Origin of the sequence: Mangrovicoccus sp. HB161399 (genome assembly GCF_013184745.1) — a bacterium.
GTDB lineage: Bacteria > Pseudomonadota > Alphaproteobacteria > Rhodobacterales > Rhodobacteraceae > Mangrovicoccus.
The window spans coordinates 1-20,133 of the sequence record NZ_JAATVU010000006.1 but is presented as its reverse complement, the minus strand read 5'-3'; the positions used below and the strand labels follow the sequence as shown (position 1 = coordinate 20,133).

General features: G+C 70.2%; 19 protein-coding genes. 6 read left to right on the top strand and 13 right to left on the bottom strand.

Going from position 1 to position 20,133, the window contains the following annotated elements:
- Positions 1–63 precede the first annotated feature (63 nt).
- From HCC78_RS04560 to HCC78_RS04530, 7 genes are all read right to left on the bottom strand, one after another.
- The gene (locus HCC78_RS04560; RefSeq protein WP_172327560.1) at positions 64–675 is read right to left on the bottom strand and encodes a PAS domain-containing protein; all 612 of its coding nucleotides are present in this window, start codon (positions 673–675) and stop codon (positions 64–66) included.
- Positions 676–756: 81 nt separating this feature from the next.
- Positions 757–3,324, bottom strand: a complete 2,568-nt coding sequence (locus HCC78_RS04555; protein ID WP_172327559.1) for an HWE histidine kinase domain-containing protein — start codon at positions 3,322–3,324, stop codon at positions 757–759.
- On the bottom strand, positions 3,321–3,908 hold the full coding sequence (locus HCC78_RS04550) for a hypothetical protein (protein WP_172327558.1): 588 nt from the start codon (positions 3,906–3,908) through the stop codon (positions 3,321–3,323). The genes HCC78_RS04555 and HCC78_RS04550 overlap by 4 nt, the downstream gene beginning before the upstream one ends.
- 105 nt (positions 3,909–4,013) lie before the next feature.
- On the bottom strand, positions 4,014–5,474 hold the full coding sequence (locus HCC78_RS04545; protein ID WP_172327557.1) for a carboxylesterase/lipase family protein: 1,461 nt from the start codon (positions 5,472–5,474) through the stop codon (positions 4,014–4,016).
- Positions 5,475–5,730: 256 nt separating this feature from the next.
- On the bottom strand, positions 5,731–5,928 hold the full coding sequence (locus HCC78_RS04540; protein WP_253949031.1) for a DUF1127 domain-containing protein: 198 nt from the start codon (positions 5,926–5,928) through the stop codon (positions 5,731–5,733).
- Positions 5,929–6,066: 138 nt separating this feature from the next.
- Positions 6,067–6,855, bottom strand: a complete 789-nt coding sequence (locus tag HCC78_RS04535) for a GNAT family N-acetyltransferase (RefSeq protein WP_172327556.1) — start codon at positions 6,853–6,855, stop codon at positions 6,067–6,069.
- Positions 6,856–6,858: 3 nt separating this feature from the next.
- Positions 6,859–8,136: a glycerate kinase gene (locus tag HCC78_RS04530; RefSeq protein WP_172327555.1), complete on the bottom strand. Its 1,278-nt coding sequence runs from the start codon at positions 8,134–8,136 to the stop codon at positions 6,859–6,861.
- A 150-nt stretch (positions 8,137–8,286) separates the two neighbouring features.
- Here HCC78_RS04530 and HCC78_RS04525 point away from each other — a divergent pair, with 150 nt between their 5' ends.
- Positions 8,287–8,916: an HAD family phosphatase gene (locus HCC78_RS04525; protein WP_172327554.1), complete on the top strand. Its 630-nt coding sequence runs from the start codon at positions 8,287–8,289 to the stop codon at positions 8,914–8,916.
- Positions 8,913–9,791 (top strand): serine hydrolase, encoded by an 879-nt coding sequence (locus HCC78_RS04520; RefSeq protein ID WP_172327553.1) that lies wholly within the window; start codon positions 8,913–8,915, stop codon positions 9,789–9,791. The genes HCC78_RS04525 and HCC78_RS04520 overlap by 4 nt, the downstream gene beginning before the upstream one ends.
- Before the next feature lie 4 nt (positions 9,792–9,795).
- Here the strand turns inward: HCC78_RS04520 and HCC78_RS04515 are convergent, their stop codons facing one another.
- From HCC78_RS04515 to HCC78_RS04495, 5 genes are all read right to left on the bottom strand, one after another.
- The gene (locus HCC78_RS04515; protein ID WP_172327552.1) at positions 9,796–10,428 is read right to left on the bottom strand and encodes an aspartate/glutamate racemase family protein; all 633 of its coding nucleotides are present in this window, start codon (positions 10,426–10,428) and stop codon (positions 9,796–9,798) included.
- 1 nt (position 10,429) lies between these two features.
- Entirely contained in the window at positions 10,430–11,266 is an 837-nt protein-coding gene (locus HCC78_RS04510; RefSeq protein WP_172327551.1) for an ABC transporter permease, read from the bottom strand.
- Between the two features lie 3 nt (positions 11,267–11,269).
- On the bottom strand, positions 11,270–12,130 hold the full coding sequence (locus tag HCC78_RS04505) for an ABC transporter permease (RefSeq protein WP_172327550.1): 861 nt from the start codon (positions 12,128–12,130) through the stop codon (positions 11,270–11,272).
- A 160-nt stretch (positions 12,131–12,290) separates the two neighbouring features.
- Positions 12,291–13,553, bottom strand: a complete 1,263-nt coding sequence (locus tag HCC78_RS04500; RefSeq protein ID WP_172327549.1) for a PotD/PotF family extracellular solute-binding protein — start codon at positions 13,551–13,553, stop codon at positions 12,291–12,293.
- A 38-nt stretch (positions 13,554–13,591) separates the two neighbouring features.
- Positions 13,592–14,563, bottom strand: coding sequence for an ABC transporter ATP-binding protein (locus tag HCC78_RS04495; protein ID WP_172327548.1), 972 nt, complete (start codon positions 14,561–14,563; stop codon positions 13,592–13,594).
- Between the two features lie 251 nt (positions 14,564–14,814).
- Here HCC78_RS04495 and HCC78_RS04490 point away from each other — a divergent pair, with 251 nt between their 5' ends.
- On the top strand, positions 14,815–15,492 hold the full coding sequence (locus HCC78_RS04490) for an FCD domain-containing protein (RefSeq protein ID WP_172327547.1): 678 nt from the start codon (positions 14,815–14,817) through the stop codon (positions 15,490–15,492).
- The gene (locus tag HCC78_RS04485; RefSeq protein WP_172327546.1) at positions 15,489–16,316 is read left to right on the top strand and encodes a GNAT family N-acetyltransferase; all 828 of its coding nucleotides are present in this window, start codon (positions 15,489–15,491) and stop codon (positions 16,314–16,316) included. The genes HCC78_RS04490 and HCC78_RS04485 overlap by 4 nt, the downstream gene beginning before the upstream one ends.
- An 84-nt stretch (positions 16,317–16,400) precedes the next feature.
- On the opposite strand, the gene HCC78_RS04480 is transcribed toward HCC78_RS04485, so the two are convergent.
- Positions 16,401–17,513, bottom strand: a complete 1,113-nt coding sequence (locus HCC78_RS04480; RefSeq protein WP_172327545.1) for an AI-2E family transporter — start codon at positions 17,511–17,513, stop codon at positions 16,401–16,403.
- 192 nt (positions 17,514–17,705) lie between these two features.
- On the opposite strand from HCC78_RS04480, the gene HCC78_RS04475 reads away from it, so the two are divergent.
- Positions 17,706–18,620, top strand: a complete 915-nt coding sequence (locus HCC78_RS04475) for a formate/nitrite transporter family protein (RefSeq protein ID WP_371743775.1) — start codon at positions 17,706–17,708, stop codon at positions 18,618–18,620.
- A 28-nt stretch (positions 18,621–18,648) separates the two neighbouring features.
- Positions 18,649–19,581 (top strand): putative zinc-binding metallopeptidase, encoded by a 933-nt coding sequence (locus tag HCC78_RS04470; RefSeq protein ID WP_172327544.1) that lies wholly within the window; start codon positions 18,649–18,651, stop codon positions 19,579–19,581.
- Positions 19,582–20,133 lie beyond the last annotated feature (552 nt).

The window sequence follows — 20,133 nt, the reverse complement described above, 5'->3', positions numbered from 1 at the left end:
GGTCGCGCATGGAAAAGGACCGGAGGCGTGCGCCCCGGTCCTTGGCATGTCAGGGCAGCAGGTTCAGAGCAGCTCGCGCTTCAGCGCCGAGACCGCGGCCGCAGCCTTCTCGGCCGCCTCTTCCAGCCCCTTGGCCAGCTCCTCCATCACCGGATCGCCGTCGCCGCGGCGGCGCAGGATGCGCGCGCTCGAGGCGCTGACCGCCGAGACGTTGGACATCGCGTGCAGCGCATCGCCGAAACGCTTCAGCAGTTCCTCGCTGGTTTCGGCCCCGCCATCGGCCGCGCCGGCGTTGGTCACGTCGGCCGAGAGCGCCAGCACGGTGGAAACCCGGCCGCCCGCCCATTCCAGCGGGAAGATCTCGACGTCCCAGATCGTTTCGCCTCCGGTGCCGCGGAATACCCCGCAGAATCCGGCTGGCGTGCCCTCGAAGGCCTGCTCCACCGCCGCCCGTGCCTTTGCCTCCTCCGCGCCGGTCCAGAACTCCGCCCAGATCCGGCCGCAGATCTCGCTTTCCTCCAGCTTGAGCTGATCCAGCCCGCGCCGGTTGATTGCGAGGATCTGCCCCTCGCGGTTCAGAACCTTGGCACACAGATCCGTCCGCTGGGCCAGATAGCCCAGCATCACGGAAATCGACTGCGCCGTGAGCTCTTCCCTGCTGTAAGCGACGACCATTCCAGCCCCCTCCACACGAAACCGTGAACACTTTAATTGAAACTGCCGCAGCTTTCCAAGGGGAAGCTCGACTCAAAGTGATCACTTTCCTGCGGCGAAGGCCCTGGCCATGGCGGTGCGCAGCGAGCTGGAGGAGAACGGCTTCTGCACAACCACGCAGGGCGGGTAGGCGGCGATCAGCTCGGGCGCCGCGCCATAGCCGGTGGCCAGAACGAACGGCGTGCCCGACGCGGCCAGCCTCTCCGCGACCGCGACCGACTGCTCCTCGCCCAGATTGACGTCGAGCACCGCGAAATCCACCGCACTGCCCTCGAGGAATCCGAGCGCGGCCTTCACGCTGGCGAAGATCTTGACCTCGTCCGCTCCCATTTCTTCCAGGATGCCCGCGGCGTCCAGGGCGATGATCAGCGTGTCCTCGAGCACCAGGCCCGTCCCCGACAGCGCGATTTCGGACAGGGCCGCGGCCGCAGCCGTCCCGCCCGGCGGCATCGCGCCCCCCTCCACCGAAGCGACCGCCGCGGCCGGCAGCAGGAAGCGCGCCTCCAGCCCGGTGACCCGGTAATCGACCTCGGCCTCGCCCTTCAGCTCGTGCGGGACCGAGTTCTCGATGATCATCGTGCCGAATCCGCGCCGCTCGGGCGCCCGCACCGGCGGGCCGCCCCGCTCGGTCCAGCTCAGGCGCAGCGCGCCGCCCGGGGCCGGTTCCATCCGGACATGGACCTTGCCCGCCTCCTCGCGCAGCGCGCCGTATTTCACCGAATTGGTGGCCAGCTCGTGCAGCACCAGCGCCATCGTCGTGTAGGCATTGGGCTCCACCAGCGCATCCCCGCCCTCGATCTCGACCCGCGACGCGCAGGAGGCATAGGCCTCGAACTCGCACTGGATCAGCGCGCGCAGCGAGGCGGGCTCCCAATGTTCCGCGGTCAGCTGGTCATGGGCGCGGGCCAGCGCCTGGATGCGGCCGTCGAGATTCTCGGTGAATTCCTCCAGCGTTCGCGCGGAATTCTTCGACTGCGCCAGCAGGCCCCGCATCAGGTTGAGAATGTTGCGCACCCGGTGGTTCAGCTCGGAGATCAGCAGCTGCTGGCGTTCCTGCGCGCGCTTGCGTTCCATGTTGGCGGCATCGGTGATCTTCAGGAAGATCTCCAGCAGCACGACGCGGAGCAGCTCCGCCGTGTGCTGTTCCTCGCCGGTCCAGGGGGCGGAGCGGCCCTCGACGGTTTCGGTCCAGACCTCGAAGCTGCGCCGGGGCGTCAGCCGCGTGCCGTTCGGGCCGACCTCGACCGGCTTCGACGGCTCGCCGGCCCAGTCGACGGTCTCGCGCATCTCGCGGCGGCAGAGGACGAGATAGTCGCGCGGCCGCTTGGAGACCGGGATGGCCAGGATGCCGGCGCAGCGGCGGGCATGGTCGCGCGCGGGCTCGTGCAGCGCCCCCAGCCGGTCCGCCGCATAGACGCCCGACCCGATCGAACGGTCGAGAAAGCGCGACAGCGAGCGGAACTCCTCCTCGGTGGGCGTGCGGCCGCGGGCGTGGAAGGTCTCGTTCTCGAACAGGACGATGCCGTCATGCGGGATGACGTTGCCGATCTCCTCGGACACCGCCATCAGGCTTTCCGCAAGGTTCCGGCCGTCGGCCATCTGCGCCATCAGCATGGTCTGCAGCCGCGACGCGTCGCTTTCGGACTTCTTGCGCTGCGCGTCCTCGAAGCGGATCAGTTCGTAGGAGAACATGTGCGCGAACATCTCGATCGCGGTGCGGCGCTCGTAATCGATGTAGCGCGGGCTGTCATGGTGGCAGGCGAACAGCCCCCAGAGCTCGCCCTCCTTCATGATCGAGACCGACATCGAGGCCTCGACCCCCATGTTCTTCAGGTACTCGACATGGATCGGCGACACCGCGCGGGTGACGGCCAGCGACAGGTCGAGCGGGCGGCCGTCGAGCGTCACGCCGGGCAGGACCGGGCTGCCTTCGTCGGCGACATCCGCGATCAGCCGCAGGAGCGAGCGCTTGTAGAGCGCGCGGGCCTGGACCGGAATGTCCGAAGCCGGGAACATCAGCCCGCCATAGCGGCTCTGGCCATCCAGGCGGCTCTCGGCGATCACCTTGCCCGAGGCATCGGGCTGGAACTGGTAGACCATGACGCTGTCGAAGCCGCAGAACGCCTGCAGCCCGCGGGCGGCGTCGCGGGCCAGCGTCGCCAGGTCCCGGTCGCGGCGCAGCCCGGCGATCTGCGGATAGACCTCGGCCAGCATGTCGCGGCTGCGCGCCACGCGCTTGGGCTCGAATTCGACCATGAGGTGGCGGCCCGACTGGTGCAGGCTGACATCGAAGCTGCGCCCGCCGCGCAGCTCGACCCCGAACAGCCGGGTGGCGGCGTCGCGGATCTCCGCGCCGCGCAGGTTGTCGCGGATCCGGGCAAAGCCTTCGGCCGAAACCAGCTCGGACAGCGGACGGCCCGCCGCCGCATCCGCGTCGATGCCGAGGATGTCGACAAGGTTGGCCGAAGCATGCTGCACCAGCCAGTCCGAGGACAGCGCCAGCAAGGCGCCGTAGGACTGGACCCGGCCGAGCAGGTGGATCGGTTCGCGGTCGCAATTCGTCAGGTCGACCGCCTGCCCCGGCGGGAAGCCCGCGCGTTCCTCGCTCACGCCGCCCTCCCCGCGAAAGTGTCCTGCACGCCGGCCGCCAGCTGGAACAGCTCGAAGCCCAGCTCGGCATCGGCGATCACCGCCGCGGCCCGCGGGCTGCCGGTCCCGACCCGGCCGAGCGCCGCGCAATGCGCCTTCCACAGCGGCCGCACATCCGGCGCCGCGAAATAGGCCGGCATTTCCGACGGCGGCAGCAGCCCTGCCAGCGTGCGCCGCATCACCTCGGTGCCCAGCCGCGAGCCGAGCACGATGTAGTCCACCGCCAGCGGATCGAGCGGCCCGGCCGGGGCCACGCCCTGGTGCCGGGCGCCGCGCCGCGCGAGATCCGCGTCGAGCCGCAACAGCAGATCGGCGATGACCCCGCGCGAGGCCAGTTCCGGCGCATCGCAGCTTTCGCAGAGCGCGGCCAGGCCGGCGCGCTGCGCGGCGAGGAACCAGGTCAGCCGCTCCGGCATCCCGGCGGCGAACGGGGCAAAGGCAGTTTCGGTGCGCAGGTGCTGTGCCTGCGTGGCGGTCCGGAGCTGGTGGCGGAAACCCGGAACCGGGCCTGCCGCGGCATCCGTCGATGCTGCATCCTGTATCAATGTCTTTCCCGGCCCCCGCGCAGGGACTCTCCACGTAAGTCACTCAGCCGTGAATGCGCGGGCGCGCGGAAAGTTCCCCCGGCAGCGGAAAAAGTTTCTTCCGCCTTACGGCCTCGCGCCGCGCCGCTCCCGGCCGACCGGGTCGGGACAGCAGGGCGGCGGGGCCGCGTCGATCTCCGCGCCCCAGGGATCGGGACCGGCCAGGGCGCCGCCGCCGCGGCGGAATTCCATGACGATGTCGGTGCGCGGGTCGTAGCGCGGCCAGTGCGGCAGGCCCGGCCCGTTGGGATCGCCGCGCCGCACGAAGCGCAGCAGCGCGCCGCTGATCATGGCCGCGGCGGCGCGGTCGGCCGCGGTGGTGCGCGCGCCGTAGCGGATGTCCTCGGTCGCGAGGAAGAACGGGATGTCCGAGGCATGGCCCGCCCCCGGGGCCTCGACCGAGCCCGGCACGTAGGAGAAGCGGTAGTGCCAGACCGGCAGGCCCGCCGCCGCATATGTCCGCGCCGCCTGCCGCGCCCCCGCCACCATGTAGCCCGTCCGCCCGCCCAGGTCGTCATCGGTCGCGCCGATCAGCGCCGGGACATGGGCGAAGGCGCCCGCGGCGTAAGCCGCGCCCGGATCTGCCATGATCCGGCCGTCGACATAGGGCCCCGCCCAGGTCCGGCCCGCCTCGGGCCCCATGGTCAGCCAGTTGAGCCCGCCGCAGATCTCCTCCGCGGGCAGCGCGCGCAGGGCGGCCAGCGCCTCGGGCCCGCTGCCCTCGATGCCGTGGCGCGCCGCGAAGGCCGTCCCGATCGCCTCCATCTCCTCCTGGGTCGCGGTGCCCGGCCGCCCGCCGTTCATGCCCGAGAGGATCGCCGCCTTGTGGAACAGCCCCTGCGCCAGCGGCGAGGTGGCGAGGAAATGCACCGAGGCGCCGCCCGCGCTCTCGCCCATCAGCGTGACATTGCCGGGATCGCCGCCGAAGGCCGCGACATTGTCCCGGACCCATTCCAGCGCCGCGATCTGGTCGAGCAGCCCGTAATTTCCCAGGAGCCCGTCCTCCTCGTCCGCGGCAGTCAGCGCCGGGTGGGCGAAGGTGCCGAACCGGCCGAGCCGGTAGTTGATGCCGACGAAGACGATGCCCTGCCGCGCCAGCGCTTCGCCCGAATAGGTCGCGGGCGAGGCGCCGCCATTGACGAAGGCGCCGCCATGGATCCAGACCAGCACCGGCAGCCCCTGCCCCGCCGCGGCCGGGCGCCAGAGGTTGAGATAGAGGCAGTCCTCGTCCGGCTCCGCCCCGAGCGGCGCCGCATCGACATCGACCGGCGCCTGCATGCAGTCATTGCCGTAGCCGTCCGCGTCGCGGATGCCGTCCCAGCGCGGCGCGGGCTGCGGCGCGCGCCAGCGCAGCGGACCCACCGGCGGGGCGGCATATCGGATGCCTTTCCAGGCGGCGCCGCCGCCGGAGAGGGTGCCGCGCAAGATGCCGGCCTCGAGCCGCACCTCGGCGGGAAATTCGGCGCGCGCGGCACCGGGAAAGAGCGAGGCCAGCCCCAGCGCGGCGGCGAGTTTCGCGAGATTCATGGAACTCCTCCGCAGTCCACCCCGCTTATATCCGGGAGCGGGCGCTGCGGACAGGGGCGGAGCCCGACTCGGCTGCCCTCCGGAAGAAGGGCCCGAGGGCAGCCGGGTCGGGCCTTCCTGCAGGACCGGCGCGGCGGCGCGGGCGGCAGGCCCCCGAAACGACGAAGGCGGCCCGGAAGGGGCCGCCGATGGCATCCGCAGCGCGGCTGCGGGAAGTCTTCCTGTCACGTCCCCGCCCGGAGGCGGAAGCGCTGTCTCAGCGGGCAGCGCGCAGTGCGGCGGCGTCGATCTCGTCGCGGCTCAGGCCGATGTCGCGCAGGGTCTCGTCGGACAGGGCGGACAGGGCGCGGCGGGTCTTCTCGACGCGGGCGGCCTTGGCGAAGCCGGCAGAGAGGGATTCATAGATGCGCAGGGTGTAGGACGGCTTGCGTGCAGCAAGTGTAGCGGTGGTCAAGGCAGTGCTCCGAAGGTTTTTCATTCGGCAGAAATGACGGTCATTCCTGCTTTCGGATTGCACATAAGTTCCGCAGTTTGAAAACACCAATGCCGGATTGGCCAAGCCGGATTGCAGCCGGCGCATGGCATCCCAAACTCAGCCGAAGCCCTGCGAGGCGAGCCCCCAGAGCCCTTCCGCGGGCGGCACGGCACCGCGTGCCATGGCCAGGCCGGTGCCCGCGCAGCGCAGCCCGGCAGCGGCGAGTTCGTCCTCCAGCCCGCAATGCTCCGGCACGTCCACCCGCAGGAAGCCGCCCGCCGACAGCGCCGCGCCCTGCCGCAGCAGCGACACCGCCGCATCGCGCCCGCCGGCGACCACCGGTCCCAGCATCCGGCCGCGGCCGAAGCTGCGCAGGACGGCATAGCCCCCGGGCGCGGCCAGGAACTGCCCCCGTTCCGCAAGCGCCGCCAGAAGCCCCTGCCGGTCCGTCCCTGTCGCCGCGCGGTCCAGCGCCGCCGCCTGCGCCGGAAGGCCCCGGACCACGGCAGCAGGCCGCGGCTGCGCGATGCCCTGCCATTGCCCGACCTGCCCCGCCGCGCGGAACCCGAAGCGCGCATAGAGCGGCGCCCCGGCCGGCGTGGCACAGAGTCCCAGCGGCAGGTCCCCGGCCAAGTCGGCCAGCGCCCCCAGGATCGCCCGGCCGATGCCGCGGCCGCGGTGGCGCCGGTCGACCAGGATCATCGAGACCCGCCCGGCCGTGCCGAAGCGGGTCAGCAGCCCGCAGCCGACCAGGCGGCCCTCCGCCAGCGCGGCCACGCCTTCGGACAGACCCAGCGCCAGCTCCCAGTCCGCGGCGCGGTGCGGCCAGCCCTCGGCTTCGGACAGCGCCAGGGCAGCGGGCAGATGCGCCGGGCCGAAGGCCCCGAGCGCCAGAACGGGCGCCATGGCTCAGCCCCGGGCGCGCACGAGGAAGGCGCGGAAGTCGTTCACGTTGGTGCCGGTCGGCCCCGGCACGAAGAGATCGCCCGAGGCGGCGAAGGCGCTCCAGGCGTCATGTCCCGTCAGATGCGCCGCCGGATCTGCCCCGGCGGCACGCATCCGCGCCAGCGTGCCGCCATCGGCGAAGGCGCCGGCATTGTCCTCCGAGCCGTCGATGCCGTCGGTGTCGGCGGACAGCGCGGTGACGCCCTCCACCCCGTCGAGATCGAGCGCCGCCGACAGCAGGAACTCGGTGTTGCGCCCGCCCTTGCCCGGCGCGCCGCGCAGCGTCACCGTGGTCTCGCCGCCCGAGAGGATCACCACCGGCGCGCCGAAGGGCTCGCCCGACTGCGCGACATGCGCCGCCAGCGCGGCATGGAACCGGCCGGCCTCGCGCGCCTCGCCTTCCAGCGCGTCCGACAGGATCACCGCGGGCAGCCCCTCGGCCTCCGCGGCATCCTTGGCCGCCTGCAGCGACAGCTCCGCCGAGGCGATCACCCGCACCTCGTTGCGGGCGAAGACCGGATCCTCCGGGCGCGGCGCCTCTTCTGCCGCCTCCAGCGCCGCCGAGACCTTCGGCGGCAGCGCGATCCGGTGGCGCGCGACATGGGCCAGCGCGTCGGCCAGGCTCACCCGGTCGGGCACGGTCGGACCGGAGGCGACCTGGGCCGGATCGTCGCCCGGCACGTCGGAGACCACCAGCGAGACGACCTTGGCAGGATGCGCCGCCGCGGCCAGCCGCCCGCCCTTGATCCGGCTCAGATGCTTGCGGATCGCGTTCATCGCCGAGATCGGCGCGCCGGAGGCCAGCAGCGCCTGGTTCAGCGCCGCCTCGTCCTCCAGCGAAAGGTCCCCGGCCGGGGCGGGCAGCAGCGCAGAGCCGCCGCCGCAGACCAGCGCCACCACCAGGTCGTCCTCGGTCAGGCCCTCGACCGCGGCGAACAGAGCCTCGGACGCGGCCAGCCCGGCCGCATCGGGCACCGGATGCGCGGCCTCCATGACGCGGATCCGCTCGCAGGGCACGGCATAGCCGTAGCGGGTCACCACCACGCCTTCCAGCGGGCCGTCCCAGGCCGCCTCGAAGGCGGCGGCGAGCTGCGCCGCGCCCTTGCCCGCGCCGATCACCACCGTCTTTCCGGCAGGCTTCTGCGGCAGGTGGCGCGGCAGCACCTGCACCGGATCTGCTGCGGCCACGGCGGCCTCGAACAGGCGGGTCAGGAAGGCGCGGTCGGCGGCGGCATCGGTCATCGTCAGGGGTCCTCGATCTTGCTCCGGCGGATGTTAGCGCAGCGCATTGCGGCGTGCACCGCGAAATCCGCGCGCATCAATGGCCGCATTCCCTTCGCTCCCGTCTTCGGCTTTGCTGGGCATGGTATCGAGCACCGGGAGATCACGGGCATGAAGGCGCTTCTTTGGGACATGGACGGCACGCTGATCGACAGCGAGCCCCTGCACGAGCATGCGCTGGCCGAAGCGCTGAAATCGCTGGGCATCGAGCCGGACCCGCACATGCACGACAAGGTGCTCGGGATGGCGGCGGACGCGGTCTATGAGTGGCTCTGCGCCGAATCCGGCCTGTCCCTGCCCTTCCCCGAGTGGATCCGCATCAAGTACGGCCACTACATGAAGGGCGTCGACATCCTGAAGGCGATGCCGGGCGCAGTCGAGGCCTGGCAGGCGGCAGAGGCGGCCGGGCTGAAACAGGCGGTGGCGTCGAATTCCGACCGGATCATCGTCGAGGCCAATCTGGGCCATATGGGCCTGATCTCGCCGGGCATGGTCACGGTCAGCCGCAACGACGTGGTCAGGGGCAAGCCCGATCCCGAGATCTACCTGCGCGCCGCGCATCTTCTGGGCATCGCTCCGGCGGATGCCGTCGTGATGGAGGATTCGGGCACCGGCGCGCAGGCCGGCCTGGCCGCCGGGATGCAGGTGCTGATCGTGCCCTATAGCGAGATCGAGGCCCCCGAAGGCGCGCGCAAGCTGGGCTCGATGGCAGAGCTTGAGGCGCTGATCGCCGCGGCGTGACCGCCGCCGTCCGGATCCGGGACGGACGGACCGGGACTCTCTCGGGCAATCCGGAGGCGCGGCATTCCTGGTGGAGCGTGACGAAGACCGTGATCGCGGTTCTGGCGCTGCGGCTGGCGGAACGGGGACGGCTGGACCTCGACGCGCCGCTGCAGGGCCACGCCTTCACCTTGGCGCAGCTTCTGGCCAACACCTCGGGGCTGGCCGATTACGGCGCGCTGCCGGAATACCACGCGGCAGTGGCGGCCGGCGGGGACCCGTGGCCGGAAGGCGAGCTGCTGGCGCGGACCGGGGCGCGAGGGCCGCTTTTCGCGCCGGGCACGGGCTGGGCCTATTCCAACGTCGGCTACATGCTGGCGCGGCGGCAGGTCGAGCGCGCCGCGGATCGAGACCTCGGGCAGCTTGCGGCGGAGGAGATCGCCCGGCCGCTCGGCCTCGGCAGCCTCCGCCTGGCCCGGACGCGGCAGGACATGGCCGGGCTCGCCCCCGGCGGGCAGCCGTCCTACCATCCCGGCTGGGTCTATCACGGCTGCCTCTCCGGCACCGCCGCGGATGCCGCCCGGCTGATGGACGGGCTCTTCGCCGGACGGCTGGCTCCGCCGGACGCACTGGCGCGGATGATGCGGATCCGTCCGCTCGGCGGTGCCATTCCCGGGCGGCCCTGGACAGCGCACGGCTACGGGCTGGGGCTGATGGGCGGCGAGATGGGCGCCGCAGGCCGGGCGCTCGGCCATTCCGGCGGCGGTCCGTTCTCGACCTGCGCCGTCTACCATTTTCCGGATGCGGCCCGTCCGGCAACGATCGCCTGCTTCGCCTCCGGCGCGGAGGACGGGCTCGCGGAACGCATGGCGGCGCGCTTCGCCGAAGACGGCTGAACCGTCAGCCGGCCAGCGCCAAGGCCAGCCGCGCCGACGCGGCGACGCCGTCGACCAGCGGAACCCCGGACAGGGACTCCAGCGCCGCCTTGTGCTGCGCCATCCCGGCACAGCCCAGCACCACCGCAGGCGCGCCCGCGCCGCGCGCGCAATCCGCCAGACGCTCCAGCACCTCCGCGCTGCCGTCCTCGACCTCGAGCACCGGGATGCCGCTGGCGATCACGCCGAGGCAGGCCGCGCCGAAGCCCTGGTCCCGGATGTTGCCCTCGATCACCGGCACCGAGACCGCCAGCGTCGTCACCACCGCGAACCGGCCGGCCCGCAGCGCCGCCATGTGATAGGCCGCCTGGCCGACGCCCAGCACCGGGCAATGCGCCGCCGCGCGCATCTCGTCGAGCCCGGTATCGTCGAAGCAGCCGATCACGATCGCGTCCGCCCCCGTCTCGGCCGCGGCCGGCAGCAGCGCGAGCAGCTGCGGCACCACCACGGCGCCGTCCTCGGGTCCCTGGATGGCGGGCGGCCCGTCGGCATTGGTCCATCCCAGCACCTCGTGCCCCGGGATCTCTGACTGCGCCACGGCAACCATCGAGTCGGTCATCGCCGCGGTGGAATTCGGGTTGATGTAGAGGATGCGCACCTCAGACGCCCTTCCCCGCATCCGAGCCCAGCCGCGCCCGCCGCTTGCCCATGATCCAGACCGTCAGGATGAACGCCCCGATGATCAGGAAGGAGAAGATCGTGGTCAGCGTGCCGAGCGCGTAGATCACCGGCGTGGTCACGTTGGTGGTCATGCCGTAGATTTCCAGCGGCAGCGTGTTGTAGCTGCCCGCGGTCAGCAGCGTCCGGGCGAATTCGTCGTAGCTCAGCGTGAAGCCGAACAGCCCCACCCCGATCAGCGAGGGCGCGATGATCGGCAGGACGACATGGGCGATGGTCTGCCAGGCGCTGGCGCCCTGGTCGCGCGCGGCCTCCTCGTAGGACTTGTCGAAGCGGTTGAACACCGCGAACATGATCAGCAGGCCGAAGGGCAGCGTCCAGGTCAGCTGCGAGCCGAAGCCCGAGGTCGCCCAGTGGATCTTCAGCCCGAACTGGTTGAAGATCAGCCCGACGCCCAGCGAGATCAGGATCGAGGGGATCACCAGCGAGGCGATGATCAGGTAGAACAGCATCCCCGACCCGGCAAAGCGCTTGCGGAAGGCCAGGCCGCCCATCACCGAGACGGTGACGGTGGTGACCATGACCATCAGGCCGAGCGCGAAGGACCGGCGGAACGCGCCCCAGATGTCGCCCACCGCCTGCTCCTGGAACAGGTCCCTGAACCAGTGCAGCGAGAAGCCGCGCATCGGGAAGGTCAGGCCGCCGCCCTCGCCCTGGAAGCTGAGGATGCCGATGGTGATGGTCGGCCCGTAGAGGAACAGCATGAAGAGCGCGAAGAACGCCGTGAGGACCCAGAATCCGGGGGTGCGCTTTTCCATTTCTCACAGCTCCTTGCGGATGTCGACGAAGCGCAGCAGGATCGCGATGGTGATCAGCACCGTGCACAGAAGCACCACCGCCGTGGCCGCGGCCGAGGGATATTGCAGCAGCGAGATGTCGTTGGAGATCAGACGGCCGACATTTGCGCGCTGCGATCCGGACATGAAGCGCACGGTGATGAAGTCGCCCATCACCAGCGTGACCACGAAGATCGTGCCGATCATGATGCCGGGCTTGCACAGCGGCAGGATGACATGGACCAGGGTCTGCCATCCGCTGGCGCCGTTGTCGTAGGCAGCCTCGATCAGCGAGCGGTCGATGCGCATCATCGTGTTGAAGATCGGCACCACCATGAACAGCGTGTAGAGATGCACGAAGGCCAGGATCACCGAGAAATCTGAATAGAGCAGCCATTCCACCGGCTGGTCGACCACCCCCCAGCTGATCAGCGTCTGGTTGGCGATGCCGTTGCGGCCGAGGAACGGGATCCACGAGATCATCCGGATGATGTTCGAGGTCCAGAACGGGATGGTGCACAGCAGGAACAGCGCGATCTGCACCGGCTGGGACCGGATGTGGAAGGCCAGGTAATAGGCGACGGTGAAGCCGATCGACAGGGTGAAGACCCAGGTGATGAAGGCATAGCGGAAGGTCGCCATGAACACCTTCCAGGTCACCGCCGAGCCGAACAGGAACTCGTAGTTCTCGAAGGAGAAGGCCGGGATGATCGAGAATTCGGTCGCCCGCCAGAAGCTGACGATCACGATCGTTATGATCGGCAGGACGAGGAATCCCAGCAGGATCAGCGTCAGCGGCGCGGCCTGCAGCCAGCCCGTGACATGGCGGTTCTTCAGGATCTGCATCGGGTCTCCCGCGGCTTCGGCGTGGTTGGGGCGCGCGCCCGCAAGGGCGCCCGAGGGGGCCGCGCGGCCCCCGAGACCCGCCCGCTGCCGGAGGCTGCGGGCGGGGGCATGGTGCCGCCCGCAGCGCGGGCGTCCGCTGGATCGCGTCCGGACGCGCGGATCAGCTGGCGATGAACTCGTTCCACTTGCGGACCATGTACTGGTTCTCGTCCATGACGGAGTTCCAGCAGGCCACATGGCCCATCCGCTCGTAGAAGCTGCCGCCGTCGCGCACTTCGCCGGCCTGGGCCAGCGTGTCGCCGGTCGGCGAGGTGATCACGTCGGTGGCTTCCTTGCCCTCGAACCAGTAGCCCCACTCGTTCTCGGTCATGAACTCCTTGGAGGTTTCCGGAACCGCCGAGTAGTAGCCCTGGCGCATCAGGTAGCCGCCGACCCAGCCGGAGAGGTACCAGTTGATGTATTCATAGGCCGCGTCCAGCTCCATGCCCGACAGCGAGGACGACAGGCCGATGCCGCCGCCCCAGCTGCGGTAGCCTTCCTTCAGCGGCTGGTAGACGCACGGAATGCCGCGCGACTTCACCGCGGTGATCGCCGGCGACCACATCGACTGGATCACCACCTCGCCCGAGGCCATCAGGTTGACGCTCTCGTCGAAGGTCTTCCAGAAGGCGCGGAACTGGCCGTTCTGCTTGGCCTCGGTGAAGATCGCGATGGTCTTGTCGATCTCCTCGCGGGTCATGTTGCCCTTGTCGCCGTACTGGACCTCGCCCATCGCCTCGCAGACCATGGCCATGTCCATGATGCCGATCGAGGAAATGTCGAGAATCGAGGCCTTGCCCTTGAATTCGGGGTTCAGCAGTTCGGTCCAGCTCTCGATCGGGCGGCCGATCAGGTCGGGGCGGATGCCCAGCGTGTCGGCGTTGTAGATCGTCGGGATCAGCGTCATCCAGTTTGTCTGCTCGTCCGCGAAGGTGGTCGAGCCCTGGCCCTCGACGAAGCCCACGGTATGCGGCGCGGTGCCCTGGGCGATGGTCGATTCAGGGGTTAGCTTGCCGTCCTTGAAGATGCCGACGATCTTGTCGTAATTGGCGATCTTCGAGACGTCCATCGCCTGCAGGTTGCCGGTCGGCCAGACCTTCTTGCAGATCCAGTACTCGATGTCGGCGATGTCGAAGCTGCCCGGCTGGGTGGCGGCGCGCTGGGTGACGGCGTCGGAATCGAGCGCGGTCATCTCCAGCGTGAAGCCGAGGTCTTCCTTCACCTTCTGCGCCACGTCGTTGAGGTTCGACACGCCGGTGCCGAACTGGCGCAGGACGATGTTCTTGGATTCCTGCGACCAGACCATCGGCGCGGCCAGCGACGCGGCCGCGGCGGCGGCGCCGGTCTTGAGGATGGAACGGCGGGTATAGCCGACTTTCGCCATGATGACTCTCTCTCCTGTTGGATTCTGCTTGCCGGGGATCAGGCGGTGAGAAGGTGCAGCCGGGAGGGATCCCAGCTCAGCCCCACCGCGTCCCCCGGGGTCTTGGGGTTCTCGAAGAAGCGTCCCTCCGGCACCAGCGCCAGAACTTCCTCCGCGCCCATCATCGCGGTGACCGCGACATGGGCGCCCTGGTACTCGACCGTGCGCACGGTCGCCGCCGCGCCGGTCTCGCCCAGCACGACCTCGTCGGCGCGCAGCGCATAGCGCGCGCCGTCGACGGTCATCACGTTGTGGCCGCCCATGAAGCGGGCCACGAATTCGGTCTTGGGCGCGGAGAACACGTCGCGGGCATTGCCGGCCTGCTCGATCACCGCGTTGTTCATCACCACGATCTCGTCGGCCAGCGCCAGCGCCTCGTCCTGGCCATGGGTGACATGGATGAAGGTGATGCCCAGCTCGCGCTGCAGCCGCTTCAGCTCGGCGCGCACGCGGATGCGCAGGAACGGGTCGAGCGCCGAGAGCGGCTCGTCAAGCAGCAGCACCCGCGGCTTGGTCACCAGCGCGCGGGCCAGCGCCACGCGCTGCTGCTGGCCGCCCGAAAGCTGCGCGGGCAGCCGTTCTGCCAGGTGGGTCATGTCCACAAGCGCCAGCATCTCGTCCGCCGCCCTGTGGCGGGCGGCCTTGTCGATGCCCTTCATCCGCAGCGAGAAGGCGACGTTGTCGCGCACGCTCAGATGCGGGAACAGCGCGTAGCTCTGGAACATCATCGCGGTGCCGCGCTTGGCGGGCGCCAGCTGCGACACGTCATGCCCGTCAAGGACGATCGAGCCTTCCGAGATGCTCTCGTGCCCGGCAATCATCCGCAGCGTGGTCGATTTCCCGCAGCCGGAGGGGCCGAGCAGGCAGACATAGGTGCCGTTGGCGAAGACATGGTTCACGTCGCGCACCGCCACCGTGCCGCCGTAGCGCTTCGTCACGTGCACCAGTTCCAGATCTTGCCCCGAGCGCATGCCGCCATCCCCTGTCTGCCGCGTCTGGCGCTACGCGACACGATCCGCGCGCCAAAACGAAGCCTTTTCCGGCCCCGGCGCCAGACGGCATCGGTTTCGCCCAAGCTTTGGACGTTCCGGAAGGCAAGGCGCCTACGATTTGGACATGTTTCGTATACAATCGGGAAGCGCCCTGTATCGAAACCGGCAGGCTTGTCCTCGGCCCGCCCCGGGAACAGTGTTTATCCGAAACGAGGGAAAGGGACAGGCCAGTGGCAAGGCAGGTGACCGGCAGCGACGAAGTGGCCGCGAAGCTCGCAGTGGCGATCCACGAGCACCGGCTCGCGCCGGGCACCAAGCTCAACGAGGACGAGGTCGGCGACATCTTCGGGGTCAGCCGCACGGTGGTGCGCGCCGGGCTGCAGCAGCTCGCCCACCAGCATCTGGTGGAACTCAAGCGCAACCGCGGCGCCTTCGTCGCGAAGCCCAGCGTGCGCGAGGCGCGCGAGGTCTTCGAGGCGCGCAGCCTGCTGGAGCCGACCACCGCGCGCTCGGCCGCGAAGCGCGCGGGCAAGGCCGAGATCGCCTCGCTGCGGGCGCATGTCGCCGCCGAGCACGAGGCGCTGGCCGCGGGCGACGACGGCCGCGCGCTGCACCTGTCCGGGACCTTCCACAACGAGATCGCCCGGATCGCCAAGCAGGAGACCATCGCCGAGTTCATCGCGCAGCTGGTGTCGCGCTCCTCGCTGATCATCGCGCTCTACTGGGAGCGCCGCGCCGCGATCTGCGAGAGCCATGCCCATGACGCGCTGATCCGCGCACTGGAATCCGGCGATGCCGACGAGGCAGAGGCCCTGATGAAGAGCCACCTGCTCGATCTCTACACGTCGCTGGACCTGCGGGACGCCCCGCCCCAGCCCAAGTCGCTCAAGGAGGCGCTGAACGGATGATGCGGACGGCAACGGCGGAAGAGGTCGCCCTGGCCATGGACTGGGCGGCCGCCGAAGGCTGGAACCCGGGCACCGAGGATGCCGCGGCCTTCCGGGCCGCCGATCCCGGCGGCTTTTTCGTCGCCGAGGCGGAGGGCCGTCCGGTCGCCGCTATCTCGGTGGTGAACCACTCCGACAGCTACTCCTTTCTCGGCCTCTATCTCTGCCTGCCGGAGTTCCGCGGCCGCGGGCTGGGCTTCGCGCTGTGGAGCCATGCGCTGGCCCATGCCGGCAGCCGCACCGTCGGGCTGGACGGGGTGGCCGCGCAGGAGGCGAACTACGCCCGCTCGGGCTTCGTGCGGACCGGCGCGACCCTGCGCCACGAGGGCCCCGCGCCGATCGGCGAGATCGGCGGCCTGCGCCCAGCCGCGGGCAGCGACCTCCCGCAGCTGGCCGCGCTCGACCTGGCGGCCAACGGCGTCGGCCGGCCGCGCTTCCTCGGCGCCTGGCTGATGCAGGCCGCGAGCCGCCGCACGACGGTGCTGGAACGGGACGGCCGGATCGCCGGCTTCGCCACGGCGCGCCTCTGCCGCGACGGCGCCTGCAAGATCGGCCCGGTCATCGCGCCGGACGAAGACGCCGCCTGGGCCCTGATCGCGGGGGCGGCCGCCTCGCTCGATGCCGGGCGGATCATCGTCGACCTGCCCGAAGCGCAGGCGGGACTGGCCGCTCGGCTCGCCGCGGCCGGGTTCGATATGACCTTCGCGACGGCGCGGATGTATCGCGGCCCCGCCCCGGAAACCGGGCCGGAGCTTTTCGGCATCGCGACGATGGAACTGGGCTAGGTCCGGCGCGGCGGGCCGCCGCGGACTCCGGCAGCTTGCGGCACCGGAGAAGCGCCGGCGGGGGCCCGCCGGGATCCCCGGCCGTCAGGAGGGCAGCTTGCTGCTGACCGGGTGGTAGTCCGGCTTGCCCTGCGCGCGGCGGCGCCTCAGCCGGATCTTGCGCGGGCTCTCGGTGATCTTCAGCTGGCCCGACACCGCCAGCACCCAGACAAGGACCGGCAGCGCGACGATGCCGCCGACCGGTCCCCAGAGCCAGAGCCAGACGGTCAGCGTGGTGAAGATCAGCAGCGGGTTCAGCATCAGCCGCTGGCCGATCAGCGAGGGCGTCACGAAATAGCCCTCGGTGAAGTTCATCGCCACGTACATCGCCATCGGCGCGTAGCTGAGGATGCCGTCGAAGGTGATGAACCCTGCCACCAGCAGAGACGCGGCGAACAGCACCGGGCCGAGATAGAGCAGATAGTTCAGCAGGAAGGCCAGCATCCCCCAGGTCGGCGCCGAGGACACGCCGAGCGCCCACAGGCCCAGCCCGACGCAGCAGCCCAGCACCGCGTTGATGCCGGTGATGGTGACGAAGTAGCGCGAGACCGACGTATCCGCCCAGTAGAGCAGGTCCTTGGTCTTCAGGTCCTCGCGGCTCGACGGGAAGGTGTCGCCCAGCCAGTCGTAGATCTGCCGACGCGTCAGGATGAAGAAGAACAGCGTCGCGAGGAAGACCAGCGCCTGGGCGGCGATCTGCGGCGCGAAGAGCACGGCATCCCAGAAGGAGAACAGCTCGGCCTGCTGCTCGGGATCCGGCGGCGGGGCGGGCACGCTGGTCGCCTTGTCGTCGGCGGCGATGGCCTCGTTCACCTCCTTCGACATCTCCTGCAGGTTCTGGCCGATCGAGACCAGCCCCTCCAGCGTCTCCTTGGCCTCATCGACCACCTCCGGGATCTCGCGCACCGCGTCCTCGATCGCCGGGGCGAGCACCAGCACGGTGCCGAAGACCGCCATGCAGGTGCCGAAGGTGATGGCCAGCGCCACGGCGGCTGAGGGGATGCGGTTGCGCGCGGCGAAATCCACGAGCGGCGAGACGATGACCCCGAGCGTCAGCGCCAGGACTGTCGGGGCGGAAATCGCCTTGGTCAGCTTCAGGACGACCAGCGAGGCGATGATCACGGCGGCGATGGTGAGCGCGTTGCGGGGCAGAGTCACGGGCTGAGCCTCCGCGTCATCTGGAACGGCGCGGCGGGCCTGGCGGTCGCGGACATGCGGGGCTTCTCCTCTGTGGCTCCGGCCCGGCAACGCGCGTCCGGCGCGGCAGGTTCCCGCGGAACGGGATATGTCGCGGAACAATCCCGCCACGGGAGGCGTTCATCCGGCGACACAGCATCCTGACGAGCATCCATGACACGACACGCCCCTTCCGACGCCAGCCCCGACAGGGTGAAGCCGGTCCTGCGCCAGACCGCCGCCATGGAGGACCATGGCGCCTTGCCCACCTCGGAAGAGGAGGAAAGCGTCTCAGAGGCCTCCAGCCTGTCGCCCCGCCTGATCTACGAGGTCGTGCGCCGCGACGGCGAGGAAGAGCTGAACCGCAGCGCCAGCGCGCTGATCTGGTCGGGCTGCGCCGCGGGGATCCTGATCTCCGCCTCGGTCCTCGCCGAGGCCGCGCTGCGCTCCGCCCTGCCCGATGCGCCCTGGCGGGCGATCATCGAGAACATGGGCTATTCGCTCGGCTTCCTGATCGTGATCCTCGGCCGGATGCAGCTTTTCACCGAGAACACCATCACCACCGTGCTGCCCTTTCTCGCCCGCCCCTGCCTGTCCTGCCTCGGCTGCGTGCTCAGGCTCTGGGCGATCGTTCTGGCCTCGAACGTGGCGGGCGCCTTCGTGGCGGGCTGGTTCCTGTCGCTGGACCATGTCCTGCCGCCGGACATCCGCGAGGCGGCGATGGCCGTCTCGCTGCATGCGGTGGAGCTGGCGCCGATGGAGGCCTTCCTGAAGGGCATCCCGGCCGGCGTGCTGATCGCGGCGCTGGTCTGGCTGCTGCCGCAGGCGCAGGCCAGCGCGTTCTTCGTTATCGGCGCCATGACCTGGATGATCGCCATGGGCGATTTCACCCATGTCATCGCCGGCTCGGTGGAGCTGGCCATGGTGGCGCTCGACGGCGGCATCGGCGTGGCGCACGGCTTCGCCGCCTGGTGGCTGCCGGTGCTGGCCGGCAACATCCTGGGCGGCACGCTCGTCTTCACGGCGCTGGCCTGGGCGCAGGTCCGGATCGAGGTCAAGTCCGGCCGCCAGCCCTCCGCCAGTTCCTGATACATTCCAAGCACGAAAGATCCTCCAAGTGGACATCCTCCCCTGCCCCGACTGCGGCATCCGGATCTTCCCGGAAAGCTGCTTCTGCGCCAATGGCCATGCCGTCGCCTTCGACGCGCGGGCCCGCGGCCTGGTTCCAGCCCAAGGGCCGCTCTGCGCCAACCGCGCCAGCCTCGGCTGCTCCTGGACGGCGCCGGAAGAGGGCGCGCTCTGCCTGTCCTGCGCCACGACGACCGTGGTCCCCGACCTCTCCGCTCCCGGCGCGCAGGAGCTCTATGCCGCGACCGAGGCCGCCAAGCGCTGGGTCTTCAACGGGCTGATGCGGCTCGGCTGGTTCGTCTCGGACGCGCCCGAGCTGCCCGAATTCCACCTGATGTCGGAGAAGATCGAGGGCCGCCGACAGGTGGTGATGATGGGCCATGCGGACGGGCTGATCACGCTCAACATCATGGAGGCGGACCCCGCCACCGCGATCCGCCGCAAGCAGGAGTTCGACGAGCCGATCCGCTCGATGATCGGGCATGTCCGCCACGAGGTGGCGCATTTCCTGCATGACCGGCTGGGCCGCGAGCAGCCCGGATTCCTGCCCGCCTTCCGCCAGCTGATGGGCGACGAGCGCGCCGATTACGGTGACGCGCTGGAAGCCTATTACGACAGCGGTCCCGGCCCGGGCTGGCCCGAGACCCATATCAGCGCCTATGCCTCGGCGCATCCGCACGAGGACTGGGCCGAGACCGCCGCCCATGCGATGCACCTGGAGGATCTCGCGCAGAGCGCCGAGGAGCTGGGCCTGTCGCTGAATGGCGGGGACCGGCTGGACCAGGCGCAGATGGCGGGGATCGGGCTGAACCACATGTGCCGCGCGCTCGGCCAGCCCGACCCCTATCCGATGGTGATCTCGCCCGCGGTGCGCCAGAAGCTGGACTTCGCGCTCGGCTGGCTCGACCGAAGAGCCGGCTGAGCGGAGCGGCTTGAACCCGGCGCCGCGCGGCGCCGGAACCTGGATATATCGCGTCCCCTCGTTTTCCGGTCACATGCCCCCAAAAACTCCCGGAACGTTTGATGCAAGAAATGCGGATCCGGAAACGGGAAAATGACCTTTGCCACGTCTGCTCCGATCATTGGATTGCGCCGCAGCGGGCGGGCCAGGCGGCCGGGTTGAATTGGCCCTCCGCGGGCTTCCAGTGGAAGAAAGCCCCTGCCCGGACGCCACCGAGGCCGCAGCACCGGATTCAAGCGCCAGGTCGCCGCCGGGTTTCGGGGCGGCGGGACGCTCCGCGCGCTCGGCCGCCGCCGCGGCCCGCCGCGCAGCCTGATCCGGGTCCGGATGGAAAGGCGGGGAACCGGCGCGCTCGACGGGGAGCGCGGCCCTGTCCGCCATTGGCCCGGGAACAATGGCCGGGCGCGGCAGCCGGGCCGGTGGCCGGATGCGGAGCCCGGATCGTTGCGCCGGAGCGGCTTGCCGGGCGCCAGGCTCCCGGGACCGGGTTTCCGGAAAAGGGCTCAACGCTCC

Coding starts and splice junctions, on each gene's coding strand:
- HCC78_RS04505 (WP_172327550.1), bottom strand. CDS start 12,130: ATGCAGATCCTGAAGAACCGCCATGTCACGGGCTGGCTGCAGGCCGCG.
- HCC78_RS04495 (WP_172327548.1), bottom strand. CDS start 14,563: ATGCGCTCGGGGCAAGATCTGGAACTGGTGCACGTGACGAAGCGCTAC.
- HCC78_RS04560 (WP_172327560.1), bottom strand. CDS start 675: ATGGTCGTCGCTTACAGCAGGGAAGAGCTCACGGCGCAGTCGATTTCC.
- HCC78_RS04500 (WP_172327549.1), bottom strand. CDS start 13,553: ATGGCGAAAGTCGGCTATACCCGCCGTTCCATCCTCAAGACCGGCGCC.
- HCC78_RS04530 (WP_172327555.1), bottom strand. CDS start 8,136: ATGACCGATGCCGCCGCCGACCGCGCCTTCCTGACCCGCCTGTTCGAG.
- HCC78_RS04485 (WP_172327546.1), top strand. CDS start 15,489: ATGATGCGGACGGCAACGGCGGAAGAGGTCGCCCTGGCCATGGACTGG.
- HCC78_RS04545 (WP_172327557.1), bottom strand. CDS start 5,474: ATGAATCTCGCGAAACTCGCCGCCGCGCTGGGGCTGGCCTCGCTCTTT.
- HCC78_RS04510 (WP_172327551.1), bottom strand. CDS start 11,266: ATGGAAAAGCGCACCCCCGGATTCTGGGTCCTCACGGCGTTCTTCGCG.
- HCC78_RS04535 (WP_172327556.1), bottom strand. CDS start 6,855: ATGGCGCCCGTTCTGGCGCTCGGGGCCTTCGGCCCGGCGCATCTGCCC.
- HCC78_RS04475 (WP_371743775.1), top strand. CDS start 17,706: ATGACACGACACGCCCCTTCCGACGCCAGCCCCGACAGGGTGAAGCCG.
- HCC78_RS04525 (WP_172327554.1), top strand. CDS start 8,287: ATGAAGGCGCTTCTTTGGGACATGGACGGCACGCTGATCGACAGCGAG.